23 protein-coding genes and 1 riboswitch are annotated in these 26,472 nt (G+C 70.9%); of the genes, 19 read left to right on the plus strand and 4 right to left on the minus strand.

Translation table 11 applies throughout. From position 1 onward, the window contains the following. Nucleotides 1-641 precede the first annotated feature (641 nt). The 4 genes from ctaC (at nucleotide 642) to J8403_RS31135 (ending at nucleotide 5,165) form a co-directional block, all read left to right on the plus strand. A complete protein-coding gene (gene ctaC / locus J8403_RS31120; RefSeq protein WP_211126073.1) occupies nucleotides 642-1,604 on the plus strand; it encodes an aa3-type cytochrome oxidase subunit II in 963 nt (320 codons plus the stop codon). After that, entirely contained in the window at nucleotides 1,601-3,340 is a 1,740-nt protein-coding gene (ctaD, locus tag J8403_RS31125; protein ID WP_211126074.1) for an aa3-type cytochrome oxidase subunit I, read from the plus strand. The genes ctaC and ctaD overlap by 4 nt, the downstream gene beginning before the upstream one ends. Beyond that, complete coding sequence (locus tag J8403_RS31130) at nucleotides 3,337-3,735, plus strand: cytochrome c oxidase subunit 4 (RefSeq protein WP_208521924.1); 399 nt, start codon at nucleotides 3,337-3,339, stop codon at nucleotides 3,733-3,735. Before ctaD ends, J8403_RS31130 begins: the two co-directional genes overlap by 4 nt. Nucleotides 3,736-3,914: 179 nt before the next feature. Further along, the gene (locus J8403_RS31135; protein WP_211126075.1) at nucleotides 3,915-5,165 is read left to right on the plus strand and encodes a L,D-transpeptidase; all 1,251 of its coding nucleotides are present in this window, start codon (nucleotides 3,915-3,917) and stop codon (nucleotides 5,163-5,165) included. 21 nt (nucleotides 5,166-5,186) lie between these two features. Here the strand turns inward: J8403_RS31135 and J8403_RS31140 are convergent, their stop codons facing one another. Continuing rightward, on the minus strand, nucleotides 5,187-5,588 hold the full coding sequence (locus tag J8403_RS31140; RefSeq protein WP_211126076.1) for a DNA-binding transcriptional response regulator: 402 nt from the start codon (nucleotides 5,586-5,588) through the stop codon (nucleotides 5,187-5,189). Nucleotides 5,589-5,799: 211 nt separating this feature from the next. On the opposite strand from J8403_RS31140, the gene ctaE reads away from it, so the two are divergent. The 6 genes from ctaE (at nucleotide 5,800) to J8403_RS31170 (ending at nucleotide 13,089) form a co-directional block, all read left to right on the plus strand. After that, the gene (gene ctaE / locus J8403_RS31145) at nucleotides 5,800-6,420 is read left to right on the plus strand and encodes an aa3-type cytochrome oxidase subunit III (protein ID WP_211126077.1); all 621 of its coding nucleotides are present in this window, start codon (nucleotides 5,800-5,802) and stop codon (nucleotides 6,418-6,420) included. Between the two features lie 69 nt (nucleotides 6,421-6,489). Next, nucleotides 6,490-7,299 (plus strand): cytochrome bc1 complex diheme cytochrome c subunit, encoded by an 810-nt coding sequence (gene qcrC, locus J8403_RS31150; RefSeq protein ID WP_211126078.1) that lies wholly within the window; start codon nucleotides 6,490-6,492, stop codon nucleotides 7,297-7,299. After that, nucleotides 7,296-8,351 (plus strand): cytochrome bc1 complex Rieske iron-sulfur subunit, encoded by a 1,056-nt coding sequence (qcrA, locus tag J8403_RS31155; protein WP_211126079.1) that lies wholly within the window; start codon nucleotides 7,296-7,298, stop codon nucleotides 8,349-8,351. Before qcrC ends, qcrA begins: the two co-directional genes overlap by 4 nt. After that, the gene (qcrB, locus tag J8403_RS31160) at nucleotides 8,348-9,985 is read left to right on the plus strand and encodes a cytochrome bc1 complex cytochrome b subunit (RefSeq protein ID WP_211126080.1); all 1,638 of its coding nucleotides are present in this window, start codon (nucleotides 8,348-8,350) and stop codon (nucleotides 9,983-9,985) included. The genes qcrA and qcrB overlap by 4 nt, the downstream gene beginning before the upstream one ends. A gap of 166 nt (nucleotides 9,986-10,151) precedes the next feature. Continuing rightward, nucleotides 10,152-11,225 carry an anthranilate phosphoribosyltransferase gene (gene trpD / locus J8403_RS31165; RefSeq protein WP_211126081.1) on the plus strand — a complete coding sequence of 358 codons (1,074 nt, stop codon included), beginning with the start codon at nucleotides 10,152-10,154 and terminating at the stop codon, nucleotides 11,223-11,225. Between the two features lie 115 nt (nucleotides 11,226-11,340). Continuing rightward, nucleotides 11,341-11,459, plus strand: a riboswitch (SAM riboswitch). 205 nt (nucleotides 11,460-11,664) lie between these two features. Next, nucleotides 11,665-13,089, plus strand: a complete 1,425-nt coding sequence (locus tag J8403_RS31170; protein WP_211126082.1) for an aminotransferase class V-fold PLP-dependent enzyme — start codon at nucleotides 11,665-11,667, stop codon at nucleotides 13,087-13,089. Between the two features lie 211 nt (nucleotides 13,090-13,300). Here the strand turns inward: J8403_RS31170 and J8403_RS31175 are convergent, their stop codons facing one another. Both J8403_RS31175 and J8403_RS31180 read right to left on the minus strand, forming a co-directional pair. Further along, nucleotides 13,301-13,582, minus strand: coding sequence for an Lrp/AsnC family transcriptional regulator (locus J8403_RS31175; RefSeq protein WP_093461169.1), 282 nt, complete (start codon nucleotides 13,580-13,582; stop codon nucleotides 13,301-13,303). Next, on the minus strand, nucleotides 13,579-14,313 hold the full coding sequence (locus J8403_RS31180) for a rhomboid family intramembrane serine protease (RefSeq protein ID WP_211126083.1): 735 nt from the start codon (nucleotides 14,311-14,313) through the stop codon (nucleotides 13,579-13,581). Before J8403_RS31180 ends, J8403_RS31175 begins: the two co-directional genes overlap by 4 nt. A gap of 152 nt (nucleotides 14,314-14,465) precedes the next feature. Here J8403_RS31180 and J8403_RS31185 point away from each other — a divergent pair, with 152 nt between their 5' ends. The 6 genes from J8403_RS31185 (at nucleotide 14,466) to J8403_RS31210 (ending at nucleotide 21,395) form a co-directional block, all read left to right on the plus strand. Next, nucleotides 14,466-14,711, plus strand: coding sequence for a hypothetical protein (locus J8403_RS31185; RefSeq protein ID WP_059143410.1), 246 nt, complete (start codon nucleotides 14,466-14,468; stop codon nucleotides 14,709-14,711). A 17-nt stretch (nucleotides 14,712-14,728) separates the two neighbouring features. Next, nucleotides 14,729-16,090 (plus strand): NYN domain-containing protein, encoded by a 1,362-nt coding sequence (locus J8403_RS31190; RefSeq protein WP_211126084.1) that lies wholly within the window; start codon nucleotides 14,729-14,731, stop codon nucleotides 16,088-16,090. Nucleotides 16,091-16,449: 359 nt separating this feature from the next. Next, nucleotides 16,450-17,475, plus strand: coding sequence for a C40 family peptidase (locus tag J8403_RS31195; RefSeq protein ID WP_137965412.1), 1,026 nt, complete (start codon nucleotides 16,450-16,452; stop codon nucleotides 17,473-17,475). A 275-nt stretch (nucleotides 17,476-17,750) separates the two neighbouring features. Next, nucleotides 17,751-18,875, plus strand: a complete 1,125-nt coding sequence (locus J8403_RS31200; protein ID WP_211126085.1) for a C40 family peptidase — start codon at nucleotides 17,751-17,753, stop codon at nucleotides 18,873-18,875. 31 nt (nucleotides 18,876-18,906) lie between these two features. After that, nucleotides 18,907-20,181 (plus strand): hypothetical protein, encoded by a 1,275-nt coding sequence (locus J8403_RS31205; protein ID WP_246586075.1) that lies wholly within the window; start codon nucleotides 18,907-18,909, stop codon nucleotides 20,179-20,181. Between the two features lie 71 nt (nucleotides 20,182-20,252). Continuing rightward, complete coding sequence (locus tag J8403_RS31210) at nucleotides 20,253-21,395, plus strand: glycosyltransferase family 4 protein (protein WP_211126086.1); 1,143 nt, start codon at nucleotides 20,253-20,255, stop codon at nucleotides 21,393-21,395. 249 nt (nucleotides 21,396-21,644) lie between these two features. Here the strand turns inward: J8403_RS31210 and J8403_RS31215 are convergent, their stop codons facing one another. Further along, nucleotides 21,645-23,441, minus strand: coding sequence for an AMP-dependent synthetase/ligase (locus J8403_RS31215; protein ID WP_211126087.1), 1,797 nt, complete (start codon nucleotides 23,439-23,441; stop codon nucleotides 21,645-21,647). A gap of 252 nt (nucleotides 23,442-23,693) precedes the next feature. Here J8403_RS31215 and J8403_RS31220 point away from each other — a divergent pair, with 252 nt between their 5' ends. From J8403_RS31220 to J8403_RS31230, 3 genes are all read left to right on the plus strand, one after another. Beyond that, complete coding sequence (locus J8403_RS31220; RefSeq protein WP_211126088.1) at nucleotides 23,694-24,455, plus strand: metallophosphoesterase family protein; 762 nt, start codon at nucleotides 23,694-23,696, stop codon at nucleotides 24,453-24,455. A gap of 66 nt (nucleotides 24,456-24,521) precedes the next feature. Then, nucleotides 24,522-24,962: an SRPBCC family protein gene (locus tag J8403_RS31225; protein ID WP_059143417.1), complete on the plus strand. Its 441-nt coding sequence runs from the start codon at nucleotides 24,522-24,524 to the stop codon at nucleotides 24,960-24,962. Between the two features lie 126 nt (nucleotides 24,963-25,088). Further along, nucleotides 25,089-26,450 carry an ArsA family ATPase gene (locus J8403_RS31230; protein WP_211126089.1) on the plus strand — a complete coding sequence of 454 codons (1,362 nt, stop codon included), beginning with the start codon at nucleotides 25,089-25,091 and terminating at the stop codon, nucleotides 26,448-26,450. Nucleotides 26,451-26,472: the final 22 nt, after the last annotated feature.

Raw genomic sequence — 26,472 nt, forward strand, 5'->3', positions numbered from 1 at the left:
GGGGGTCAGCCCCGGCCGCGGCCGGGCCCGCGCTGGGCTCGAAGCAGGGGTCACCCCCGGCGGCAGCCGGTCCCGCAGCCGGGCCCGCGCCGGGCTCGAAGCGGGGGTCACTCCCGGCCGCAGCCGGGCCCGCGCCGGGCCTCAAGCGGGGGTCAGCCCCGGCCGCGGCCGGGCCCGCGCCGGGCTCGAAGCGGGGGTCACTCCCGGCCGCAGCCGGGCCCGCGCCGGGCCTCAAGCAAGGGGTCACTCCCGGCCGCGGCCGGGCCCGCGCCGGGCCCCAAGCAGGGGTCACCCCCGGCGGCAACCGGGCCCGCATCGGCGCCCGGAGCCGAGGTCGTACCGGGGCCGGAGCAGGGGTCACCCCCGGCGGCGGCCGGGCCCGCGGCCGGGCCCGCGGCCGGGCCCCCAACCTGGGCCGGAGTTCGGGGTGGACCCGGCCCGGAAATCGCGGCCGGAGCCCGGGATTCCACCCCTTCGTGGAGCGCCCCGGCGCGTTGGGCACCCTCCCCGCGCGACCCCAAATGGCGTCCAGTAGGGTTTGGTCCGCATAAACATCCAAACCCCTGCCCGCACTGGGCCGGCGACCGACCAGAAGACGGCCGCGGCCGACCGCGCGGGCGAGACTCTCGGGAAGGCGCTACGTGAGTCCCAACGGCTCCGACCGCTCGTCGCGGCGCCCGGTGCGGCGGAAGCTGCTGCAGGCGCTGGCCGCGGGCTTGGTCCTGGCGACCGCCACCGGTTGCACATCAAAGGACTTCCCCCGCCTCGGAATGCCTACCCCCGTCACGGAGGAGGCGCCGCGGATCCTCTCCCTGTGGCAGGGCTCGTGGGCGGCAGCGCTCGCCACGGGCGTCCTGGTCTGGGGCCTGATCATCTGGGCGGTCATCTTCCACCGTCGCAGCAGGACCAAGATCGAGGTTCCGGCGCAGACCCGGTACAACATGCCGATCGAGGCGCTGTACACCGTGGTCCCGATCATCATCGTCTCGGTGTTGTTCTACTTCACCGCACGCGATGAGAACGCGCTCCTCAAGACCTCCAAGAAGCCCGACCACGTGGTCAACGTGGTGGGCTATCAGTGGAGCTGGGGCTTCAACTACATGGAGAACGTGGACGGGAGCACCGCCAGTCCGAAGCAGGAAGCCAAGGAGATCTCCTCGATCCCCCAGCGCATGCTCAACGCCGTCCCCAAGGGCGCCGAGGGCGTCTACGAGGCCGGCACCCCCGGTGAGCGGAACCCGCAGACCGGCAACCCGGGCCCGACCCTGTGGCTGCCCAAGGGCGAGTCGGTCCAGTTCATCCTGACGTCCCGCGATGTCATCCACTCGTTCTGGGTGGTCCCCTTCCTGATGAAGATGGACGTCATCCCGGGTCACACCAACCGTTTCGAGGTCACCCCGAACCGCGAGGGCACCTTCAAGGGCAAGTGCGCCGAGCTGTGCGGCGTCGACCACTCCCGGATGCTCTTCAACGTCAAGGTCGTGTCGCCGGAGCGCTACCAGCAGCACCTCAAGGACCTGGCGAAGAAGGGCCAGACCGGCTACATCCCGGCGGGCATTGAGCAGACGGACGCCGCCAAGAACGCGGAGACCAAGATCCAGTGAGCATCCTCAACGAACCCCAGGGTGCCGGTACGACCGCTGCGCAAGCGCGGGAGATTCCGGTGCGTCGGAAGCAGCCGGGCAATGTCGTCGTCAAGTGGCTGACCACCACGGACCACAAGACGATCGGCACGCTCTACCTCGTCACGTCGTTCGCGTTCTTCTGCATCGGCGGCCTGATGGCGCTCTTCATGCGCGCCGAGCTGGCCCGTCCGGGCACGCAGATCATGTCGAACGAGCAGTTCAACCAGGCGTTCACCATGCATGGCACGATCATGCTGCTGATGTTCGCCACCCCGCTGTTCGCGGGCTTCACGAACTGGATCATGCCGCTGCAGATCGGTGCGCCCGATGTGGCGTTCCCGCGGCTGAACATGTTCGCGTACTGGCTGTACCTCTTCGGCTCGCTGATCGCGGTGGGCGGGTTCCTGACCCCGCAGGGCGCGGCCGACTTCGGCTGGTTCGCCTACTCCCCGCTGTCGGACGCGGTCCGTTCGCCGGGTGTCGGCGCGGACATGTGGATCATGGGTCTGGCCCTCTCCGGCTTCGGCACGATCCTCGGTGCGGTCAACTTCATCACCACGATCATCTGCATGCGCGCTCCGGGCATGACCATGTTCCGCATGCCGATCTTCACCTGGAACGTGCTGCTGACCGCGGTGCTGGTGCTGCTCGCCTTCCCGGTGCTGGCCGCCGCGCTGTTCGCCCTGGAGGCGGACCGAAAATTCGGGGCACATGTCTTCGACGCGGCCAATGGCGGCGCGTTGCTCTGGCAACACCTCTTCTGGTTCTTCGGCCATCCAGAGGTGTACATCATCGCGTTGCCGTTCTTCGGCATCATTTCCGAGGTCATTCCGGTCTTCTCCCGGAAGCCGATGTTCGGTTACATCTCCCTGATCGCCGCGACGATTTCGATCGCCGGTCTCTCGGTGACGGTGTGGGCCCACCACATGTATGTCACCGGCGGAGTGCTGTTGCCGTTCTTCTCGTTCATGACGTTCCTCATCGCGGTGCCGACCGGTATCAAGTTCTTCAACTGGATCGGCACGATGTGGAAGGGGTCGCTGAGCTTCGAGACCCCGATGCTCTGGGCGATCGGCTTCCTGATCACCTTCACCTTCGGTGGTCTGACCGGTGTGATCCTGGCGTCGCCGCCGATGGACTTCCACGTCTCCGACTCGTACTTCGTGGTGGCCCACTTCCACTACGTGGTCTTCGGCACCGTGGTCTTCGCGATGTTCGCCGGATTCCACTTCTGGTGGCCCAAGTTCACCGGCAAGATGCTGGACGAGCGGCTCGGAAAGATCACCTTCTGGACGCTGTTCGTGGGCTTCCACGGCACGTTCCTGGTGCAGCACTGGCTGGGCGCCGAGGGCATGCCCCGCCGGTACGCCGACTACCTGGCGGCCGACGGCATCACCACGCTGAACACCATCTCGACCATCAGCTCCTTCCTGCTGGGCCTGTCGATCCTGCCGTTCCTCTACAACGTCTGGAAGACCGCCAAGTACGGCAAGAAGGTCGAGGTCGACGACCCCTGGGGCTACGGACGTTCGCTGGAGTGGGCGACCTCCTGCCCGCCCCCGCGGCACAACTTCCTCACCCTGCCGCGGATCCGCTCCGAATCCCCGGCGTTCGACCTGCACCACCCGGAGATCGCGGCGCTCGACCAGCTCCAGAACCACGGTGCGCCCGACGAGGACAAGGCCCTCGCGGGTGGTAAGGAGGCCGGCAAGTGAAGGTCCAAGGCCGGATGTTCATCTGGCTGGCCGTTTTCATCCTCGTCATGGCGATCGTCTATGGCGTGTGGTCGAAGGAGCCGGCCGGTACCACCGCGCTCTTCCTGGCCTTCGGGCTGAGCATCATGATCGGCTACTACCTGGCCTTCACGGCGCGCCGGGTGGATGTCGGAGCGCAGGACAACAAGGACGCGGATGTCGCGGACGACGCCGGTGAGCTGGGATTCTTCTCCCCGCACAGCTGGCAGCCGCTCTCCCTGGCCGTCGGTGGCGCCCTGGCCTTCCTGGGCGTGATCTTCGGCTGGTGGCTGCTCTTCTTCTCGGCCCCGATCGTCATGATCGGTCTCTTCGGCTGGGTCTTCGAGTACTACCGCGGCGAGAACGCCAACCAGTAACCGGCCAGTCGGCCGACGCGACCGGCGAAACGAGCGGGGCCCGGACACCTCCCCAGGTGTCCGGGCCCCGCTCGGCGTTGCCGGCCGGGTGCCCGGCCGTTGGCCCCGGTCGGCCCGCCGGTTCACCCCGCTGCCTCACTCCGCGCGCCGTTCCCGGACGCCGTTCTTACGTTGAGTCCATGAGCCACACACCTCGATCACTCCGAAGCCGGGCGGTGCTGACCTGCGCCCTGCTGGTGGCGCCGCTGATAGCGGGTGTGAGCGGATGCGCGGGATCCCCCGACCCGCTGTCCGCCAAGCCGTACGACGCCGCCGACCAGATCTCGTTCAGCGGTGACGGCGACGGCCGCAAGGCCGATCCGGACAAGCCGCTCGAAGTGACCGCCAAGGGCGACGACAGCCGGATCACGGATGTCACGGCCACCGACGCCGCGGGCCGCTACGTCCGGGGCGAGCTGGCCGAGGACGGCAAGCACTGGCGCAGCACGGTGCCGCTGGCCGCCGGCGCCCACTACACGCTGAAGGTGTCCACAGAGGACTCCAACGGCGCTCCCGGCCGCCGTACCGTCGACTTCTCCACCAGCTCCGCACGCCGGCTGCTGAAGGTCACCTTCGGCCCCAAGGCGGGGGAGTACGGGGTGGGGCAGCCCATCACGGCCAAGCTGAGCCGGCCCGTCAAGGACCCCTCGGCCCGCGCCGTGATCGAGCGCGCCCTGAAGGTGGACTCACGGCCCGCGGTGGAGGGCGTCTGGCACTGGGTGGACAGCCGTAACCTGCACTACCGCCCGCAGGAGTACTGGCCCGCCCACGCCACCATCACGGCCCACTCCAACCTCAAGGGCATCAGGATCGGCGGCGGGCTCTACGGCGGCGATGCCAAGTCGCTGCGGCTGACCACCGGCGACCGCCTGGAGGCCCTGACCGACTCCGGCACCCATCAGATGACGGTGAAGCGGAACGGGGTGCCCATCCGGACCATCCCGATCACCACCGGTATGCCCGGATTCGACACCCGGAACGGCATCAAGGTGGTGCTGGCCAAGGAATCCGCCGTACGGATGACGGGCGCCAGCATCGGGCTCGGCGCCGGCTCCTACGACCTGATGGTCTACTGGGCCGCCCGGGTGACCAAGAGTGGCGAATATGTCCACGCCGCGCCCTGGTCCACCGGTTCGCAGGGCTACGCCAACGTCAGCCACGGCTGTACGGGCATGAGCACGGCGAACGCCGAGTGGTTCTTCAACACCGTGCGCCTGGGCGACATCGTCCAGGTCGTGAACAGCAACGGAGAGGACATGGCGCCGTTCAGCAACGGCTACGGCGACTGGAACATGGCCTGGGCGGACTGGCGCAAGGGCAGCGCCGTCTCCGGCGGCGGCCAGTCCGACGCCACGACCGCCGACTCCGCCCGGCTCCGTCCCCAGGTCTGAGCAGGGGTGCGGACGGTGCGGTCAGGCGCCCACGGAGAGCCGCCTGCGGAGCAGCCCGGCCAGCGCGTCCGTCAGGGCCACCGGGTCCACCGGATGCGTGACCGCGGCCTCCGCGCGGCTCCAGGTGGCCAGCCAGGCGTCCTGCGGGCGTCCGATGAGCAGCAGCACCGGCGGGCACTGGAAGATCTCGTCCTTGATCTGCCGGCAGACGCCCATCCCGCCCGCGGGCGCCGTCTCACCGTCCAGCACACAGACGTCGATGCCGCCCTCCTCCAGCGCCGAGAGAACGGCGGGGAGGGTGGCGCACTCCAGGAATTCCACCGGTGGCACATCGGCGGCGGGCCGCCGCCCGGCCGCGAGGCGCACCTGTTCGCGGGTGCTCGCGTCATCGCTGTAGACCAGCACCGTTGCGGTCGGCCGCATCATGACCTCCGGGCGAAGTAAGTGATCTGCCGGGCTCCTGTGGCGGATGCTACTCCCGTACAGCCGTCCGGAGGAGGGGGCGTACGGATCTCTCCCTCCTTCGGGGGACTGTCCCGAACAACCCCGACGAGCAGGGTCGATGCCCTCGCCACGGTCCTTGACACTCCGAACGGGACCCCCGGGAGTGAGCGCTGGATAAGCGACCGACATAATGTCGGTCGTGGCGACAGCAACAGCAGTAGAAACCGGGCACGCGCACCCGTCGGTCAACCGGCCGAACCTCACCAGCGTCGGAACCATCATCTGGCTGAGTTCCGAGCTGATGTTCTTCGCGGCCCTCTTCGCGATGTACTTCACCCTGCGATCGGTGACCGGAGCCGAGCACTGGAAGGAAATGGCGTCCTCGCTGAACTTCCCGTTCTCGGCGACGAACACCACGATCCTGGTGCTCTCCTCCCTCACCTGCCAGCTCGGCGTCTTCGCCGCCGAGCGCGGCGACGTGAAGAAGCTGCGCACCTGGTTCGTGATCACCTTCATCATGGGCGCGATCTTCATCGGCGGTCAGATCTTCGAATACACCGAGCTGGTCAAGAAGGATGGGCTCTCGCTCTCCTCCGACCCGTACGGCTCGGTGTTCTACCTGACCACCGGCTTCCACGGCATGCATGTGACGGGCGGCCTGATCGCCTTCCTGTTTGTCCTGGGCAGGACGTACGCGGCCAAGAGGTTCACCCACCAGCAGGCGACGGCGGCCATCGTCGTGTCCTACTACTGGCACTTCGTCGATGTCGTCTGGATCGGCCTCTTCGCCACGATCTACATGATCAAGTAAGCCGGTCACCGCACCGGAACCACGTCCTTAACAGCATCGACGCAGAAGATCCTGACACCGGGGTAATCCGTGAAAAAGCTCTCCGCACGACGGCGCCATCCGCTGGCTGCGCTCGTCGTCCTACTCTTCGCGCTGGCGGTCACTGGGGGGCTGTACGCCGCGTTTTCGCCGAGCGAGGCGAAGGCCGACGACAGCTCCGCCCAGTCCCTCGCCATCGAGGAGGGCAAGAAGCTCTATGCCGTCGGCTGCGCCAGCTGCCATGGCACGGGCGGTCAGGGGACCTCTGACGGCCCGAGCCTGGTCGGCGTCGGCTCCGCCGCCGTGGACTTCCAGGTCGGCACCGGCCGTATGCCCGCGCAGCAGCCGGGCGCTCAGGTGCCGAAGAAGAAGAAGATCTACTCGGACGCCGATATCGAGCAGCTCGCCGCCTACATCGCCTCGCTCGGTGCGGGTCCGGTGACGCCCACCAAGAGCCAGTACAGCCCGGACGGCGCGGACGTGGCGAAGGGCGGAGAGCTCTTCCGTACGAACTGCGCGCAGTGCCACAACTTCGCCGGCAAGGGTGGTGCCCTCACCAACGGCAAGTACGCGCCGGGCCTCGACGGGGTCAGCCCCAAGCATCTCTACGAGGCCATGCAGACCGGCCCGCAGAACATGCCCAACTTCCCCGACACCGTGATGCCGGAGAAGAACAAGCAGGACATCATCGCGTACCTCGACACGGTCAACAGCGACAAGAGCAAGACCCCCGGTGGCCTCGAGCTCGGCGGGCTCGGCCCGGTGAGCGAGGGTCTGTTCGGCTGGGTCTTCGGTATGGGCGCGATGATCGTCCTCACCATCTGGGTCGCCGCCCGGACCGCAAAGGCCAAGAAGTCATGAGTAGCCACGAGATTTCAGAAGCAGAAGACAAGCTGCCGGAAGAGCGAGGGGCCGAGAGCGCCGTAAGGCTGGCCGAGGACCCGTTCGCCGACCCGGGGCTGCCCCCGCACGAGCACCGTGTGCAGGACATCGACGAGCGGGCCGCGCGGCGCTCCGAGCGCACCGTCGCCCTGCTCTTCACGGTCTCGATGGTGGCCACGATCGCGTTCATCGCCGCGTATGTGGCGCTCCCGGTCGACAAGTACATCTACGTCTTCCCGATCGGGCACATCAGCGCGCTCAACTTCGCGCTCGGTGTGACGCTCGGCATCGCGCTCTTCACCATCGGCGCGGGCGCGGTCCACTGGGCCCGCACCCTGATGTCCGATGAGGAGATCGCCGACGAGCGGCACCCCATCGAGGCCAGCCCCGAGGTGAAGTCGAAGGTCCTCGACGACTTCCGGGCCGGTGCCAAGGAGTCCGGCTTCGGCCGGCGCAAGCTGGCCCGCAACACCCTCTTCGGCGCGCTCGCGCTGGTGCCGCTCTCCGGCGTCGTGCTCCTGCGGGACCTCGGTCCGCTGCCGGGCACCAAGCTGCGGCACACCAAGTGGGCCAAGGGCAAGCGGCTGATGAACTACAACACCATGCAGCCGCTGCGTCCCGAGGACATCTTGGTCGGTTCGCTCACCTTCGCCATGCCCGAGGGCATGAGCGAGGAGCAGCACGACTTCCAGACGGAGATCGCCAAGGCGGCCCTGATGCTGGTCCGGCTGCAGCCGGAGAACATCAAGGACAAGCGCGAGCTGGACTGGTCGCACGAGGGCATCGTCGCGTTCTCCAAGATCTGTACCCACGTCGGCTGCCCGATCAACCTCTATGAGCAGCAGACGCACCACGTCCTGTGCCCCTGCCACCAGTCGACCTTCGACCTCTCCGACGGTGGCCGAGTGATCTTCGGTCCGGCCGGTCACGCGCTGCCGCAGCTGCGGATCAGGGCCAACGACCAGGGGTACCTCGAAGCCATGGGCGACTTCCCGGAGCCCGTCGGTCCTGCTTACTGGGAGCGCGGATGAGTACTACGAGCGACAGCGGTGCGCAGCGCCGCGGCAAAGCGCCCGCGGGCGAGCGCGTCGCCGACTGGGCCGACGGCCGGCTGGGCGTCTACAGCCTGGCCAAGGCCAATATGCGCAAGATCTTCCCGGACCACTGGTCCTTCATGCTGGGCGAGGTCTGCCTCTACAGCTTCATCATCATCATCCTCACGGGTGTGTATCTGACGCTGTTCTTCCACCCCAGCATGGAAGAGGTCACGTACCACGGGCCGTACGTCCCGATGCAGGGCGTCAAGATGTCCGAGGCGTTCGCCTCGACGCTCGACATCAGCTTCGAGGTGCGGGGCGGTCTGCTGATCCGGCAGATCCACCACTGGGCCGCGCTGGTCTTCCTGTGCGGCATGTTCACGCACATGATGCGCGTGTTCTTCACCGGTGCGTTCCGCAAGCCGCGTGAGATCAACTGGCTCTTCGGCTTCCTGCTGTTCTTCCTCGGCATGCTGACCGGCTTCACCGGCTACTCGCTCCCGGACGACCTGCTCTCCGGCACCGGTCTGCGGTTCATTGAGGGTGTGTTCCTGTCGATCCCGGTGGTCGGCACCTACATCTCGATGTTCGTCTTCGGCGGCGAGTTCCCCGGCATGGACCTCATCCCGAGGCTCTACCCGGTCCACGTCCTGCTGCTGCCGGGCATCATGCTCGGCCTGCTGGTGGCGCACCTGATCCTGGTCTTCTACCACAAGCACACCCAGTACCCCGGGGCCGGAAAGACCGAGAAGAACGTCGTGGGCATGCCCCTGCTGCCGGTCTACATGGCCAAGGCGGGCGGCTTCTTCTTCCTGGTCTTCGGTGTGATCGCGGTCCTGTCCGCGGTCGCGACCATCAACCCGGTGTGGACCATCGGTCCCTACCGGCCCGACCAGGTGTCCACCGGCGCCCAGCCCGACTGGTACATGGGCTTCGCCGAGGGTCTGGTCCGTGTGATGCCCGGCTGGGAGATCACCGCCTGGGGCCACACGCTCGTCCTGGGCGTGTTCATCCCGATCGTGCTCTTCCCGCTGGTCCTCTTCGCGATCGGGCTCTACCCGTTCATCGAGTCCTGGATCACCGGCGACAAGCGCGAGCACCACATCCTGGACCGCCCGCGCAACGCCCCGACCCGTACGGCCTTCGGCGTCGCCTGGCTGACCGCGTACTTCGTGATGCTGATCGGTGGCGGTAACGACCTGTGGGCCACCCACTTCCACCTGTCGATCAACTCGATCACGTGGTTCGTGCGGATCGGCTTCTTCGTCGGCCCGGTCCTGGCGTTCATCGCCACCAAGCGGATCTGCCTCGGCCTCCAGCGGCGCGACCGCGACAAGGTGCTGCACGGCCGGGAGACCGGCATCATCAAGCGGCTGCCGCACGGTGAGTTCGTCGAGGTCCACGAGCCGCTCGCGCAGGAGCAGCTGCACATCCTGACCCAGCACGAGCAGCCCGAGCCCTACGAGATCGGCCCCGAGACCGACGAGAACGGGGTCAAGCGGAAGGTGACGCCCGCGCAGCGGATCCGTTCGAAGCTCTCCAAGGGCTACTACGGCGAGGACAACGTCATTCCCAAGCCGACCCGCGAGGAGTACCACGAGATCACCAGCGGCCACGGCCACCACTGATCTCCGCCGTACCGCTCTCGCACGTCAGCTGACGCCACAGACCAGGGCCCCGGCCCGGACCACACGGTCCGGCCGGGGCCCCGGTCGTGCTGCCGATAGGCTGGCGGCGGGCCGCTGACGTGCGCGGCCCCTTCCCTGCCCACCCCCACGGATCCAGGAGCGGACCATGGACGTTGTGACCCCCGCCGGAGGCGACAGCACCGCGACGGCCCGCACCTGGCCGGACGTACTGACCTCGCTGATCGCCGGCCGGGACCTCGATGCCGACGACACCGCCTGGGCCATGGACCGGATCATGCGGGGCGAGGCCACCGACGCCCAGATCGCCGGTTTCGCGATCGCGCTGCGCGCCAAGGGCGAGACGGTCTCCGAGGTGGCCGGCCTGGTGCGGGCCATGTACGAGCACGCCAAGGTGATCGAGGTGCCCGGGGAGACCGTGGACATCGTCGGCACCGGCGGCGACCGCGCCAAGACGGTCAATATCTCCACCATGTCCGCGCTGGTCGTCGCCGGTACCGGCGCGCGGGTCGTCAAGCACGGCAACCGCGCCTCGTCCTCCGCCAGCGGCGCCTCCGACGTGCTGGAGAAGCTCGGCGTCAACCTGGACATCACCCCGGAGCGGGTGGTCGAGGTCGCGGAGGAGGCGGGGATCACCTTCTGCTTCGCGGTCAAGTTCCACCCGTCGCTGCGGCATGTCGCCTCGGCCCGCCGCGAGCTGGGCGTCGCCACCCCGTTCAACCTGCTCGGCCCGCTGACCAACCCGGCGCGGGTGAAGTGCCAGGCGACCGGCGTCGCCGACGCCCGGATGGCGCCCATCATCGCCGGGGTGCTGGCCGAGCGGGGCTCCACCGCGCTGGTCGTGCGCGGTGACGACGGGCTGGACGAGCTGACCGTGACCACGACCTCCCAGGTGTGGGAGGTCCGGGGCGGCGCCGTGCGCCAGGAGACCCTCGACCCGCGGGACGTGGGCATCGAGCGGGCCCCCGTGGAGGCCCTGCGCGGCGCGGACGCCTCGTACAACGCCGATGTGGCCCGCCGGCTGCTGGCGGGCGAGCGGGGCCCGGTCCGGGACGCGGTGCTGCTGAACTCGGCGGCGGCGCTGGTGGCACTCGAGCCGGAGCCGGGGGACAAGCCCCTGGCGGAGCGGATCGCGGCGGGTGTGGCGCGGGCCGCCGAGTCGATCGACTCGGGCGCGGCGCGCGACGTCCTGGAACGGTGGGTACGGGCCACCCACGCCTAGGCGTTGCCCTTAACGGTTAGGCGTTGCCCTTACGGCGCCCATGTTCCGTCCGTGTCCTGTCCGGGATGCGGACAGGGCATGGGCGCCGCCGTCCGGCATGGCATACTCCTGACCAGGTCACGAGTGACAGCGACTACGGCCCCGGCCCGCTGTCCGGCAACCCTCCGTCCGTGGCGGGGTGCCCCGGGTGATGACCAGGCCGCCAGGCAGCGAGGCCGGCGGCAAGCGCGGACCCCTCGCACTAGGGGTCCTGGTGGTCGAGGGAGTTCTTCCGTGATGCAGCGAATGCGCTAGGGCCGAGCGGCCCGTTTTCCCCTTGTGTGCTCCGCGCGGTGGTGCCGTGCGTCGAGCGATTTCCCGCGCCCTGACGGCCGGCTCACCGCCGTCGTCGTGCGCGTCACGCATTCCCACGCCTTCGACCCTCCCGGGAGACTTCGCCATGTCCGCGCGCCCTGCTGCCACCGCTTCCGCCGCCTCCGTCGCCGCCGATTCCTCCGTTGCCGCCTGCGCCGAGTCCTCCGTCGCCGGCTGTGAGCCGCTGCCCGTGCTGGGCAGCGATGTCCTGGTGCCCCTGGTCACCGGCGGCGAGGTGACCTACGCGGCGCTCGACTACGCCGCCAGCGCCCCCGCGCTGCGGCGGGTCTGGGACGACATCGCCGCCTACGCGCCCTACTACGGCAGCGTGCACCGCGGGGCGGGTTACCTTTCGCAGCTGTCCACCGACCTCTTCGAGAACAGCCGTAAGGACGTCGCCGCCTTCCTGGGCTGCCGCGAGGACGACCAGGTCGTCTTCACCCGCTCCACCACCGATTCGCTCAACCTCCTGGCCGCCGTGGCGCCGCGGGGCACCGAGGTCTTCGTCTTCGAGACCGAGCACCACGCCTCGCTGCTGCCCTGGGAGCAGCGGGAGGACGTCACCGTCCGCTACCTCAGCGCCCCGCGCTCCCCGCGGCAGGCGGTGGAGACGCTGGAGAAGGCGCTCGCCGGGCGCGCCAAGGGCCCGGCGCTGGTCTGCGTGACCGGCGCGTCCAATGTGACCGGTGAGCTGTGGCCGGTGCGGGAGCTGGCCGAGGCCGCGCACGCACACGGTGCCCGTATCGTCCTGGACGCCGCGCAGCTGGCCCCGCACCACCCCGTGGACATCGCGGAGGCGGACGTCGACTGGGTGGCCTTCTCCGGGCACAAGCTGTACGCGCCCTTCGGCGCCGGTGTGCTGGCCGGGCGGGCGGACTGGTTGCGGGAGGCCCGGCCGTATCTGGCGGGCGGTGGCGCCAGCCGTAAGGTGACGCGCAGGGACGACGGTGGTGTCGACGTCGAGTGGCACACCACCGCCGCCCGGCACGAGGCGGGCTCGCCGAACGTCATCGGCGTCTACGCGATCGCGTCGGCGTGCAAGGCGCTGACCGAGGCCGGTTTCGAGGGCCTGGTCGCCCGTGAGCGGCAGCTGATCGAGAGGGTGCGGACGGGGCTGGCCGAGGTGCCCGAGGTGCGGGTGCTCTCGCTCTTCGGCGACGACGCCCCCCGGGTCGGTGTGCTGTCGTTCGTGGTGGAGGGCTGGAACAGCTCCCACTTCGCGGCGGCGCTCTCCGCGGAGTACGGCATCGGCGTGCGGGACGGGCTCTTCTGCGCGCATCCGCTGGTCCGCACCCTGCTGGACAGCGAGCCCGACGAGCCGGGCGAGTGCGGTGCGCCGGAGGCCGCGCCGGGGGAGCGCTCGCTGAACGCGATCCGGGTCAGCTTCGGGGCGGGCACCCCGGACGAGCATGTCGAGCGGTTCGTCGGTGCCGTGAAGGAGCTGGTGCGCGAGGGTGCCCGGTGGAGCTACCGCACCGAGGACGGCCGCTGCGTCCCGGACCGCGGCTGAGTTCTAGGGCAGGACTGAGTCCCAGGGCGCCGGGGGGGCCTCCGGGCCCCGGGGCGTGGCGCCAAGCGGCCTCGATGACGTCCGCTGCGGTTCGGGTGCGCCCCGAAGGGGCGCGGGGCTGTGTCGATGTGCGGCTCCGCCGCACGGGCGCGACCAGCCACGACACAGCCGCGGATGAACGACCGCATCTCGGGGCACTTCCGCGGAGCGCTCAGCCGTCCAGGCCGATCGCGAACGCCGCCTCGAGGTCGTGCTGCGAGTACGTCCGGAAGGCGATGTGGGTCTCGGTGGAGGCCACCCCCGGCAGCTTGCTGATCTGGCCGGTGATGATGTCCGCGAGGTCGTCGTGCCGGGTCACCCGCACCATCGCGATCAGATCGTGCGCACCCGTGACCGAGTAGACCTCGCTCACGTTCTCCAGCGCGGCGATCTTCTCGGCGGTCTCCGGAATCCGGTCCACGCTGGTCTTGATGAGCACGATCGAAGTGATCACGGCTGGCTTTCTCCCTCACTCGCCCTGGCTGCGCCGCCCACTCTAGCTCTCCGCCCGAACCGCCCCCACGCGTAGAGAAAGCCGAGCGTGAAGCCCACGAGATGGGCGAGATAGGCGACGCCGGGGCGGTCGTCGGCCTGCCGGGCGGCCAGCCACTGGAGGGCCACCCAGAAGATCAGCACCGCCCAGGCCGGAAAGCGCAGCGGCAGAAAGAACAGAAACGGAAAGAGACTGGTCACCCTGGCTCGGGGAAACAGCCACAAGAAGGCGCCGAGCACTCCGGAAATGGACCCGGAGGCGCCCACCAGGGTCTGGGCGGAGTCGGCGTGCGCGGCGGCGTAGCCGAGCAGCGCCAGATAGCCGGTGACGAGGTAGAAGACGGCGAACTGGACTCGCCCCATGCGCTCCTCGGTCATCGCCCCGAAGACGTAGAGAAACAGCATGTTGCCGAGCAGATGCAGCCAGTTTCCGTGCACGAACAGCGCGGTCAGCGGGGCGAGCGGCTGATCGGGGGCGCCGCTCCACAGGGCGCTGGGCACCACTCCCCAGCGCTCGAAGTACGTGGACTGGGCCTCCACCAGCCGCCCGCCCGTGCCATAGCCGGGGTTGAGTCCCGAGGCCGGTCCGATGACGAAGAGCAGGCAGCAGCTGACGATCAGGCCGTATGTCACCCACGGGCGGCCGGGCCCCGCCATCCAGGGGCGGTCGCGCCCCGACGACGTCTCGATCATGGTCAGATCATTCCGTACCGGGCGCAACCTCCACAGAGCGCCTCGCCGCGCTCCCGCCGGGACGCGGGCGGGACGGGCCCGGCGCGGGGCAAGGCTCAGGCCGTAGGGTTACAGGACGCCGCCGACGAGCCGAGAAGCGAGGACCCGCAATCATGGCCGTGCCCCTGCCGACCGACCGGACCCGCTGGCGTTGCACACTGTGCGGCAACCTCACCCGGTTCGATGTGACCCGCTCGACCAGAGCCGTGGAGTATGTGCATCTCGACTTGGCCGGGGAACCCAGTGTCGAGGAACGCGAGGTGCTCAGTGAGACCATTGAGTCAGTGCGCTGTCGCTGGTGCAACGCGGTCGACCAGGTAGAACTCGTGGACCGTCCGAGCACCGGCCTGAGCGCCTGAGAACGGAGCGATGACAGGTGGTGGAGCGGACCGGCGACCCCGGGGCGGCCGGTGACGCCGAGGGCGTCACCGAGGCGCTGGACCGCCCGCTGCCGGAAGGGGTGCGGCGGCGGGTGGTGGCGCTGGTCGCGGACGCCTTCGGCGGACTGACGGTCACCGAGCTGCCCACCCAGTTGCGGCAGTACGCCCGTTTCACCCCGACCCGCCGCGCCAAGTTCGCGGGCAACGCGATGGCCGCCGCGGTGGAGAGCGACCCCGTCTTCCGGCAGCGGATCGCGGGGCGGCTGCGGGAGACCCAGCGGGAGCTGGCCGAGGCCATCGAGGGCGGCTCGCCGCCCGCCGCGGCCGATCCGGTGGATGTGGCGGCGGTGGCGTATGTGCTGCGGCCGGTGGGCTGGGTCAAGCTGGTCGAGGCGGCGGGCGAGGAGGCCCAGCGGGCCTCCGCCGAGCGGGCCGGTGAGGAGGCCGCGCGCGAGCTGCAGCGGCTGCGCGACGAACTCGCCGAGGCCAAGGCGGCCACCCGGCATGAGACGGAGCGGACGCGCACCGAGTTGGAGGCCGCCCGCAAGGAGAACGACGGGCTGCAGCGCAAGCTGCGCAGCGCGCAGAGCGATGTGCGGCGGGGCGCGGCCGCGCTGCGCAAGGCCGAGGCGGAGCTGGAGGCCGTACGGGCGGAGGCGGCGGCCCGTCAGGCCACCGCGGACAGCGAGGCGCGGCGGCTGCGGGCCCGGCTCGCGGAGGCGGAGTCGGCGCTGGAGGCCAGCCGGCGGGCGGTGCGCGAGGGGCGCAGCGTGGAGGACATGCGGCTGCGGCTGCTGCTGGACACGGTGCTGGACGCGGCGCAGGGGCTGCGGCGCGAACTGGCCCTGCCGCCCGCCTCGATGCGCCCGGCGGACATGGTGGACGCCGTGGAGCCGGGGAAGATGACGCCGAAGGACATAGCGACCAGGGCGCTGTCGGAGATGGACCCGGCCCTGCTGGACCAGCTGCTCGCGCTGCCGCAGGCGCATCTGGTGGTGGACGGCTACAACGTCACCAAGACCGGCTATCCCACGATGCCGTTGGAGAAGCAGCGGCTGCGGCTGCTGGGCGGTCTGGCGGTGCTCGCGGCCCAGACGGGCGCGGAGATGACCTGTGTCTTCGACGGGGCCGAGCTGGCCGCGCCGGTGCTGCTGGCGCCGCCGCGCGGGGTGCGGGTGCTGTTCAGCAAGCCCGGGGTGACGGCGGACGAGTTGATCCGCCAGATCGTGCGGGCGGAGCCGCCCGGCCGGCCGGTGGTGGTGGTGTCCACCGACCGCGAGGTGGCCGACGGGGTGGCGCGCGCCGGAGCGCGCCCCGTGGCATCCGCGTTGCTGCTGAAGCGACTTGCCCGTACCTGAGGCGTCGTAGCCCATATCTCCGTTATTCCCGTATCCCCGGTTTCCGTGTTTCTGTGGCTCCGCGCCCGAACTCTCTTCAGAGGTCGACCTCGCACCACTTCTGTTGTCAGCGGAGCGTCGATCGACCATCACTGCCCGTGTGACATTCGTAAAAGATGCGCTTCCGGGGCGACTTTTTTGCCGTTGGGATTTGAACGGATCACGGCGGGGTCACTAAGGTCGGCTCGAACCTTCGCGCGGTTGATCACCCATCCGGGGTGACAGCGGAGGTACCGCCGAGTCCGCGCCCTGTCGCGGAGCCGGGGCTCACACCCCACCAACTCCCGGTAGGCGGCTGGAGGAAGAAGGAGCTCGCCTTCGTGGCGTCCCACCGTCGACCCAAGCAGCCGAGCCGCACTCGGGTAACCGTCCTTACCGCGACCGCGGCCGCCGCCGTCGCTCTCACTTCCCAGGCCGCCCAGGCCGCTCCGAAGCAGGACAAGAAGGACGTCAAGGAGCAGGTCGACAAGCTCTACGAAGAGGCGGAGCAGGCGACCGAGAAGTACAACGGCGCCAAGGAGAAGCAGCAGAAGCTGGAGAAGCAGGTCGGCGATCTGCAGGACAAGGTGGCGCGCGGTCAGGAGGACCTGAACAAGCTGCGCAACGGCCTGGGTTCGATGGCCACCGCCCAGTACCGCTCCGGCGGCATCGACCCGTCGGTGCAGCTGCTCCTCTCCTCCGACCCGGACACCTACCTCGAGAAGGCGTCCACCCTCAGCCAGCTGAGCGGCAAGCAGGCCGAGTCCCTGCGGAAGATCGCCGACAAGCAGCGCACCCTCAAGCAGCAGCGCGAGGAGGCGTCCACCAAGCTGCAGGACCTGGCGGACACCCGTAAGGCGCTCGGCAAGAAGAAGGACGAGATCCAGGGCAAGCTGTCCAAGGCCCGGAACCTCCTCAACACCCTGACCGCCAAGGAGCGCGCCCAGATGGCGGCCCAGGACGCGGAGCGCGCCAACCGCTCCAGCAGCCGGGTCGACCTGGGCAACGAGGTGCCCGAGTCGGGGCGTGCCGCCGCCGCGCTCGCCGCCGCCAAGACGAAGATCGGCCTCCCGTACGTCTGGGGCGCGACCGGTCCGTCCTCCTTCGACTGCTCCGGACTCACCGGCTGGGCCTACCAGCAGGCCGGGGTGCAGCTGCCGCGCATCTCCCAGGACCAGGCGAACGCCGGCACCCGCATCGGCCGCGGTGAGCTCAAGCCGGGCGACCTGGTGCTCTTCTACGGCGACCTGCACCACATAGGTCTCTACGCGGGCAACGGCCAGGTGCTGCACGCGCCCAAGCCCGGTGCCGGTGTGCGCTACGAGTCGATGGACAACATGCCGTTCCAGTTCGGCGTCCGGGTCTGATCCGGAAGGTACGGACCCGGATGGCCTGAACCCGGAAGGCCTGATCGAGAAGGTCTGATCAGGGACCGGAAAACGGGTCTCAAACCGCCTCAAGGGCCATCCTTTAGGGCGAATCTCCAGCGCCCTCGCTGATCCCCCGCCCCGCCGGTGACCTGCGTCACTCGGCGGGGCGTCAGTTTCTCCGCACACCACGGCCGTTGGACCGTGGGTAGCACCGCGGCTACTGTCTGCCCGCAGTTCTCAGCCCGACACTGCGGAAGGGAGTGCGGCTACCCATGGCGTCCTGTCGTCGCGCCGCGAAACCCGGGTCCGGCCGGGCCGCCGTCAAGGCCGCCGCCTCGGCGGCCGCGGTGGCCTCCGCCGCCGCGCTGTCCGCCGCGGCGGCCGGTGCCGAACCGCATGACCCGGCGGGCCGTCCGGCCGCCCGGTCCGCCGGCGACCGCGTCGCCACGCTCTACGCCCAGGCGGAGCGGGCCACCGAGCGCTACAACGCGGCGCGGACGCGCACCCAGGCCCTGCGCCGCGAGGTCGACCGGATCCAGGACCGGGTCGCCCGGGGCCAGGGGAGGGTCAACCGGATGCGGGTGGCGCTCGGCGCCCTCGCGGGCGGGCAGTACCGCACCGGCGGGATCGACCCGGGCCTGGCCCTGCTCCTCTCCGGCGACCCGGCCCAGTACCTCGACCGGGCCGCCACCCTGGAGCGGATCACCAGCCGCCAGGCCGCACAGCTGCGGGTGGTCCAGAGCGCCCAGCGCACGCTGCGGCAGGAGCGCGCGGAGGCCGCGGCCAAGCTGGTGAAGCTGGAGCACAGCCGCCGGGCCGTGGCCCGCCACAAGCGGGCGGTCCAGCACCGGTTGGCCACCGCGCGGCGGCTGGTGAACGCGCTGCCGCCCGGGGAGCGGGAGAGCTACGCCCACCGCGCCTCGCGGGCCGGCGGACGGGAACCCGGCGCCCTCGCCGGCCTGCCGCCGGGCACCCTCTCCTCCGGCCCCGGAACCGGCCCCGGTGAGCTCCCCGGCGGCCGCGTCGGCGGACGGCATGCCGCGCCGTTCTCCGGGCGGGCCGCCGCGGCGTTCGGCGCGGCACGGGCGGCCCTCGGGCTGCCGTACGCCTGGGGCCACGCCGGGCCCACCGCCTTCGACTGCTCCGGGCTGACTCAATGGGCCTACGCCCACGCCGGGGTGGCCATTCCGCGCACCTCACAGGCCCAGGCGCACGCCGGGCAGTCGGTGCCGCTGTCCCAGGCCCGCCCCGGCGATCTGGTGGTCTACCGCTCCGACGCCAGCCATGTCGCCATGTACGCGGGCAACGGACAGGTGATCCACGCCCCCTACCCCGGGGCACGGGTCCGCTACGACCCCGTGGACATGTTGCCGATCTCTTCCATCACTCGCGTCTGAAGCCGGCGCGCGGCCTCGTACGATCTAAGACGTGGCGGGTCGGTGGAGATCGGGCGGATGGCGGGCGCTGCTGTGCCTGCCGCTGGTGGGCACGTTCACCCTGACCGCGCTGGGCGGCTGCGCCCCCGCCCCCGCGCCCGACGACCCCGAGGGGCGCGACGGCCGGGCCGTACAGCGCCTGCTGGACCAGCGGGCCGCCGCCGTCCGGGAGCGGGACGCGGACGCCTTCCTCGCCACCGTGGACCGCGGCTCCGCCCGCTATGTGGCCGAGCAGCGACGGGTGTTCCGGCAGATGTCCGCCGTACCGCTGCGCTCCTGGACCTACCGGCTGGTGCGCACCGGCGGTTTCACCCCCGCCCCGGTCGGCGGCCGCAGCCTCGCCGCACAGGTCGAACTCCGGTACCGGCTGACGGGATACGACACCGCACCGGTCGTCTCCGCCCAGTACCTGACCCTCGCCCGGCGCGACGGGCGGTGGTACGTCGCCTCCGACGACGGTGTGGTGGACGGCAAGCGCGGTACGGAACAGCTCTGGGACCAGGGCACGGTCGACGTCGTCCGCGGCGCCCACAGCCTCGTCCTGGGCGTCGGCCAGGAGCGGCGGGTGCTGCGCGCGGTCGCCGGGATCGCGGACCGGGCGGTGCCCGCCCTCGGCCGGGTCTGGCCCCATGAGTGGGCCCGACGCGTGGTGGTCGAGGTCCCCGACTCCCTGGACCGGATGGCGGCCCTGCTCGGCGCCTCCGCGGACGGCTACCGCGGGATCGCCGCCGTCACCACGGGCGAGGTCGGCGGGGCCGGTGACGAGGCGCCCGCCGACCGGGTGATCGTCAACCCCGAGGCGTACCAGGTCCTCGGCGACTTCGGCCGGCGCGTCGTGATCACCCATGAGACGGCCCATGTCGCCACCCGCACCGCCACCAGCCCCGCCACCCCGCTCTGGCTCTCCGAGGGCTTCGCCGACTGGGTGGGCTACCGCACCCCCGGCCGCACCCCCCGCCAGGTCGCCCCCGAACTCACCGACGCCGTCGTCGCCGGGCGGCTGCCCACCTCGCTGCCGCGCGACGACGACTTCCGCTTCGGCAGCGACCCCGACCGCCTCTCCCGCGCCTACGAACAGGGCTGGCTCGCCTGCCGCCTGATCGCGGACCGGTGGGGCGAGAAGAAGCTGGTCGACTTCTACCGCGCGGTGGGCCGGGCCTCCGAGCGCTCGGGGGCGGTGGAGTCCGCGCTGCGGAAGGTGCTGGGGGTGAGCCTGACCGAGTTCACGGAGCTGTGGCGGAAGTACGTGGCGACCGAGCTGGGCTGAGCGCCGCCCCGGGTCCCCGGCCCGGGTGGGCCGGAGCGGGCCCGCCGCGGCACCCGGTACTGTCGGCCACGATGGACAAGACCCTGCTCGTGACCAACGACTTTCCGCCCCGCCCCGGCGGCATCCAGGCGTTTCTGCACAACATCGCGCTGCGCCTCGACCCGGACCGGATCGTCGTCTACGCCTCCACGTGGAAGCGCGGCCAGGAGGGCGCCGAGGCCACCGCCCGCTTCGACGCCGAGCAGCCGTACCAGGTCGTCCGGGACCGGACGACCATGCTGCTGCCCACCCCGCGGGTCACCCGCCGCGCGACCGCGCTGCTGCGGGAGCACGGCTGCACCTCGGTGTGGTTCGGCGCCGCCGCGCCACTCGGGCTGATGGCCCCGGCGCTGCGCGCGGCGGGGGCGCGGCGGCTGGTGGCCACGACGCACGGCCACGAGGCGGCCTGGGCGCAGCTGCCCGCCGCACGGCGGCTGCTGCGGCGGATCGGCGGGTCCACGGACACCCTCACCTATCTCGGTGAGTACACCCGCTCCCGTATCGCCGCCGCGCTCGACCCCCGGGACGCCGCCCGGATGGTGCAACTGCCGCCCGGGGTGGACGAGAAGACCTTCCACCCCGGCTCGGGCGGCGAGGAGATCCGGGCCCGGCTGGGCCTCGCCGAGCGGCCCGTCGTGGTGTGCGTCTCCCGGCTGGTGCCGCGCAAGGGACAGGACACGCTGATCCGGGCCATGCCGCGGATCCTGGAGCGGGTGCCGGACGCGGTGCTGCTGATCGTCGGCGGCGGGCCGTACGCGAAGGACCTGAGCCGGCTCGCGGAGACCGAGGGCGTGGCCGACTCCGTGCGCTTCACCGGCCCCGTGCCCTGGGAGGAGCTGCCCGCCCACTACGGCGCGGGCGACGTCTTCGCCATGCCCTGCCGCACCCGCCGCGGCGGGCTGGACGTCGAGGGTCTCGGGATCGTCTATCTGGAGGCGTCCGCGACCGGTCTGCCGGTCGTCGCCGGGGACTCGGGCGGGGCGCCGGACGCGGTGCTGGACGGGGAGACTGGGTGGGTCGTCCGGGGCGACTCCGCCGAGGAGAGCGCCGAGCGCGTCGTGGCCCTGCTGGAGGACGCCGAGCTGCGCCGCCGCATGGGCGAGCGGGGCCGCGCCTGGGTGGAGGAGCGCTGGCGCTGGGATCTGCTGGCCGACCGCCTGAAGTCACTGCTGTGACGGCTCAGGGGATGTCCGGCGGATCGTGATTCCGTTACCAGGGGCTTCGCCCCTGGACCCCGGGGTCTGGGGCGAAGCCCCAGTTGTGGGAAGGGGCGGGGAGGGGAGCAGCCCGCCGCAGGCGTAGGAGGACGGGGGAGCATCGATCTGCGGCTCCGTCGCGGGGAGCGATCTGCGGCTCCGCCGCGTGGTCCGCAGGACACCCCGTAGGGCCCGGGGCGCGCCTCGGGCCCTACGGCCTGGCGGCCGTCAGCCGCGGTAGATGGCCTCGATCTCGGACGCGAAGTCCTTCGCCACCACGTTCCGCTTCAGCTTCAGCGAGGGCGTCACATGCCCGGAGTCCTCGGTGAACTGCGTCGCCAGGACGCGGAACTTGCGCACCGACTCCGCCTTGGACACCGCCGCGTTGCCGTCCTCCACCGCCTGCTGGATCTCGGCCAGCAGATCCGGGTCCTCGCGCAGCTCGGCCACCGTCACGCCCTCGGGCTTGCCGTGCTCGGCCGCCCAGCGGGGCAGGAACTCCTCGTCCACCGTGACCAGCGCGCCCACGAAGGGACGGCCGTCGCCGACCACCATGCACTCGGCGACCAGGGCATGGGCGCGGATCCGGTCCTCGATCACCGCCGGGGCGACGTTCTTGCCGCCCGCGGTGACGATGATCTCCTTCTTGCGGCCGGTGATGGTGAGGTAGCCGTCCTCGTCGAGGGTGCCCACGTCCCCGGTGTGGAACCAGCCGTCCGACAGCGCGTCCGCGGTGGCCGTCTCGTTGTTCCAGTACTCGGTGAAGAGGTGCTCACCGTGGAGCAGCACCTCGCCGTCGTCGGCGATGCGCACCACCGTGCCCGGCATCGGCTGCCCGACCGAGCCGATCTTCTGCCGGTCCCAGGGGTTGAAGGTGGTGGCCGCGCAGGACTCCGTCAGGCCGTACCCCTCCAGCACCGTGAAGCCGATGCCCCGGTAGAAGTGGCCCAGCCGCGCGCCCAGCGGCGCGCCGCCGGAGATGGCGTGGGTGGCCCGGCCGCCCAGCACGGCCCGCAGCTTGCTGTAGACCAGCCGGTCGAAGACCTTGTGCTTGAACCGGAGCCCGAAGGACGGCCCGCCCGGGGCGTCCAGCGCCTTGCTGTACTCGATGGCGGTGTCGGCCGCCTTGTCGAAGATCTTGCCCTTGCCCTCGGACTGGGCCTTCGCCCGCGCCGAGTTGTAGACCTTCTCGAAGACCCGCGGCACGCCCAGCACCAAGGTGGGACGGAACGCGGCGAGTTCGTCGGTCAGGGACTTCACATCCGGCACATGGCCGAGCTTGATCGGCGCCAGCACCGCCGCGACCTCCACCAGCCGCCCGAAGACATGGGCCTCGGGGAGGAACAGCAGCACCGAGGACTCACCGGTGTGGAAGATCGGCTTGAGCCGCGCCACCGCGTTGCCGCATTCGGCGAAGAAGCTGCGGTGCGAGAGCACACAGCCCTTGGGGCGGCCCGTGGTGCCCGAGGTGTAGACGATGGTGGCGGGGGAGTCGGCGTTGGCGATCGAGGAGCGCTCGTCCACCTTCTCCTCGGGCACGTCCGCGCCCAGCTTCCGCAGCGTCCCGACGGCATCGCCCTCGATCCGCCAGACGTGCTCGAGGGTGGGCAGGCTGTCCCGTACGGCCTCGACGGCGGCCTCGTGGATCCCGGTCTCGACCAGCGCGGCCACCGCGCCCGAATCGCTGAGGATCCACTGGATCTGCTCCGGTGAACTCGTCTCGTACACCGGCACGGTGACGCCGCCGGCGCTCCAGATGGCGAAGTCCAGGAGCGTCCATTCGTAGCGGGTCCGCGACATCAGGCCGACCCGGTCGCCCGGCTCGACCCCGGCCGCGATCAGGCCCTTGGCGGCGGCCCGCACTTCGGCCAGGAACGCGGTCGCGGTCACGTCCTCCCATTGGCCGTCGACCTTGCGGCCGACCACGGCGACGTCGGGATGCTGTGCGGCATTGCGGCGGATGAGATCCGTCAGATTGCCGTCGGCCGGAACCTCGTACAGGGCCGGAAGGCTGAACTCGCGCAAGACTGCTGCTCCTCATGGGGCGCCGGCGCCGCTACAGGGCATGGGGGGTGGTGGACGGCCCGGACGTTACCCATCGGTACGCTTCCGGGATAGGGGTTCCTGCCCAGATGTTTGATGCGTCACACACCGCCTTCATGCTGCCCGCAGACTAGTCGACGGACGCCGCGGCCGCTGAGGAACCGCAGGTGGACGCGGGTCGCTGCAGCCAGAACACCTTACGGGCACGGGCCCTTACGTCTTAGGGTGACATGCATGCGAGTCCACGTGGTGAGTGACGTGCATGGCAACAGTGAGGACCTGGAGAAGGCCGGTGACGGGGCGGACGCCCTGATCTGCCTCGGTGACCTCGTGCTCTTCCTCGACTACGCCGATCACTCCCGTGGCATCTTCCCCGACCTCTTCGGGGTCGAGAACGCCGATCGCCTCGTCGAACTGCGCACCGCCCGCCGCTTCGAGGAGGCCCGGGTGTTCGGCGACCGGCTGTGGGCGGGGATCGACCGGCACACGGCCATAGAGTCGGCGATCCGCCGCCAGTACGCCGCGCTCTTCGCCGCGTTCCCCACTCCGACGTACGCCACCTACGGAAATGTCGACATGCCGGCACTGTGGCCGGAGTACGCCCAGTCCGGTACCACCGTCCTCGACGGTGAGCGCGCCGAGATCGGCGGGCTGGTCTTCGGTTTCGTGGGCGGCGGGCTGCGCACCCCCATGCGCACCCCCTACGAGATCGACGACGAGGCCTACGCGGCGAAGATCGCGGCGCTCGGCGAGGTGGACGTGCTCTGCACCCACATCCCGCCGGATGTGCCCGACCTCTGCTACGACACCGTGGCCCGCCGCTTCGAGCGCGGCAGCGCCGCCCTGCTGGAGGCGATCCACACCGTCCGTCCCAAGTACTCCCTCTTCGGCCATGTCCATCAGCCGCTCGTCCGCCGTATGCGGATCGGCGCCACCGAGTGCGTCAATGTCGGACACTTCGCCTCCTCCGGCACCCCCTGGACCCTGGAGTGGTGACGCGCGCGCGGTAGCCTTCAGCGGCAGAGAGCTCATGCGGCGGACCGGTACGGAGGAGCCACGGCGATGGCGGAACACACCAGCTCGAGCATCACGATCGAGGCGGCCCCGGCCGACGTGATGGAGGTGATCGCCGACTTCGACCGCTACCCGGAGTGGTCCGGTGAGGTGAAGGAGGCCGACATCCTCACCAAGGACGAGCGGGGGCGCGCCGAGCAGGTGCGGATGCTGCTCGACGCCGGGGCGATCAAGGACGACTACACCCTCCAGTACAGCTGGACCGGAGACGACCAGGTCAACTGGTCCCTGGTCAAGTCCCAGATGCTGCGCACCCTTGACGGCTCCTACCGGCTGTCGGCGCTCGACGGCGGCAAGAGCACCGAGGTGACGTACCAGCTCACGGTCGACGTCAAGATCCCCATGCTGGGCATGATCAAGCGCAAGGCCGAGAAGGTCATCATCGACCGCGCGCTGGCGGGCCTGAAGAAGCGCGTCGAGAGCGCCTGACCCGGGCGGACCACCCGGGCCCCGACGGTGCCCGGGGTGGTCCGCGGCGCGGGGTACGCTCCGGCCGGGCGGATCATCCAACCCGCGCCGCGCATCTGACGCACCACCCTGCCGGAGGCTCCCTTCATGCGTACGGTCCTCGTCACCGGTACCGGCGGCGCGGGCCGCACCACCGTGGCCGCCGCGACCGCCCTCGCCGCCGCCCGTGAGGGGCAGCGGACGCTGCTGCTCACCGCCGACCCGGACGGCACCCCCGAGGCGCTGCTCGGCATCCGCGCGCTGCGCACCGCCCCCGGGCGGCCGGCGGACCGGCTGCCGTGGTCCGTACCCGTCGAGCTCGCCCCGGGGTTGTGGGCCGCGCGGATCATCACGGACGAGTGGTTCCGCGGCGAACTCACCGCCCTGCAGGACCGCGGCCACGGCCTGCTCGACCTGCTCGGCGCGACCCCGCTGGACGGCGAGGAGCTGACCGCCCTCCCCGGGGTGGAGTCCATCGCGCTGCTGCGCGCCCTGCGCGCCGCCCAGACCGCCCCGCCCGGCACCGGCTGGGACGTCCTCGTCGTCGACATGCCGCCCGCCCCGGACACCGTCGCACTGCTCGCGCTGCCCGAGCAGCTGCGGCGCTATCTGCGACGGCTGCTGCCCGCCGAGCGGCAGGCGGCCCGTGCGCTGCGGCCGATGCTGGCGCAGCTCGCGGGGGTGCCGATGCCCGCGCAGAAGCTGTACGAGACGGCCGAGCGCTGGGAGCGGGAACTGGCCGCCGTCCAGGGGGTGATCGAATCCGAGGCCACGACGGTACGGCTGGTCGTGGAGCCCGGGCCGCTCGCCGACCGGGCGCTGCTCACCGCCCGCGCCGGTCTGGCGCTGCACGGCTGCCGGGTGGAGGCGGTGATCGCGAACCGGCTGCTGCCCACCGGCACCTCCGACCCGTGGCTCGCCGCGCTCTCCGGCCAGCAGCAGGACGCGCTCAAGGAGCTGTACGAGCAGTGGGCGCCCGCCGTCCCGGTCCGTGAGCTGCCGCATCTGGGCCGCGATCCGCACGGTGTCGGCGATCCGCACGGTGTCGGCGACCCGCACGGTGTCGGCGACCCGCGGGGCGCGGAGCCGCGGCCCGGGGAGGACGGTGGGGCCGGTGGGGACGGTGGGGAAGCCCAGCGCGCCCCGGCCGGGCTCGCCGCGCTCGCCGGGGCCGTCGGGGCCCCCGGGGCGCGGCCCGACCGCCCCGCCCCCGACCCCTGGACCGTCGAGGACCGGCTGGCCGACGACGGGGTGCTGCTGTGGCGGCTGCCGCTGCCCGGAGCCGACCGCGACGGGCTCGGGCTGGTGCGCCGGGGCGACGAACTGATCGTCTCCGTCGGCCCGTTCCACCGGGTGCTGCCGCTGCCGTCCGCCCTGCGCCGCTGCACGGTCTCCGGCGCCGGGCTGCGCGACGGATGGCTCCAGGTGCGCTTCACCCCCGACCCCGACCTGTGGCCGAAGCGGCTCTGACCGCGGCTCCGGCTCCGGCCGG

Source organism: Streptomyces yatensis (assembly GCF_018069625.1).
GTDB lineage: Bacteria > Actinomycetota > Actinomycetes > Streptomycetales > Streptomycetaceae > Streptomyces > Streptomyces yatensis.

Coding starts and splice junctions, on each gene's coding strand:
- J8403_RS31135 (WP_211126075.1), top strand. CDS start 3,915: ATGAGCCACACACCTCGATCACTCCGAAGCCGGGCGGTGCTGACCTGC.
- J8403_RS31140 (WP_211126076.1), bottom strand. CDS start 5,588: ATGCGGCCGACCGCAACGGTGCTGGTCTACAGCGATGACGCGAGCACC.
- ctaE (WP_211126077.1), top strand. CDS start 5,800: ATGTCGGTCGTGGCGACAGCAACAGCAGTAGAAACCGGGCACGCGCAC.
- qcrA (WP_211126079.1), top strand. CDS start 7,296: ATGAGTAGCCACGAGATTTCAGAAGCAGAAGACAAGCTGCCGGAAGAG.
- qcrB (WP_211126080.1), top strand. CDS start 8,348: ATGAGTACTACGAGCGACAGCGGTGCGCAGCGCCGCGGCAAAGCGCCC.
- trpD (WP_211126081.1), top strand. CDS start 10,152: ATGGACGTTGTGACCCCCGCCGGAGGCGACAGCACCGCGACGGCCCGC.
- J8403_RS31170 (WP_211126082.1), top strand. CDS start 11,665: ATGTCCGCGCGCCCTGCTGCCACCGCTTCCGCCGCCTCCGTCGCCGCC.
- J8403_RS31180 (WP_211126083.1), bottom strand. CDS start 14,313: ATGATCGAGACGTCGTCGGGGCGCGACCGCCCCTGGATGGCGGGGCCC.
- J8403_RS31185 (WP_059143410.1), top strand. CDS start 14,466: ATGGCCGTGCCCCTGCCGACCGACCGGACCCGCTGGCGTTGCACACTG.
- J8403_RS31200 (WP_211126085.1), top strand. CDS start 17,751: ATGGCGTCCTGTCGTCGCGCCGCGAAACCCGGGTCCGGCCGGGCCGCC.
- J8403_RS31210 (WP_211126086.1), top strand. CDS start 20,253: ATGGACAAGACCCTGCTCGTGACCAACGACTTTCCGCCCCGCCCCGGC.
- J8403_RS31220 (WP_211126088.1), top strand. CDS start 23,694: ATGCGAGTCCACGTGGTGAGTGACGTGCATGGCAACAGTGAGGACCTG.
- J8403_RS31225 (WP_059143417.1), top strand. CDS start 24,522: ATGGCGGAACACACCAGCTCGAGCATCACGATCGAGGCGGCCCCGGCC.
- J8403_RS31230 (WP_211126089.1), top strand. CDS start 25,089: ATGCGTACGGTCCTCGTCACCGGTACCGGCGGCGCGGGCCGCACCACC.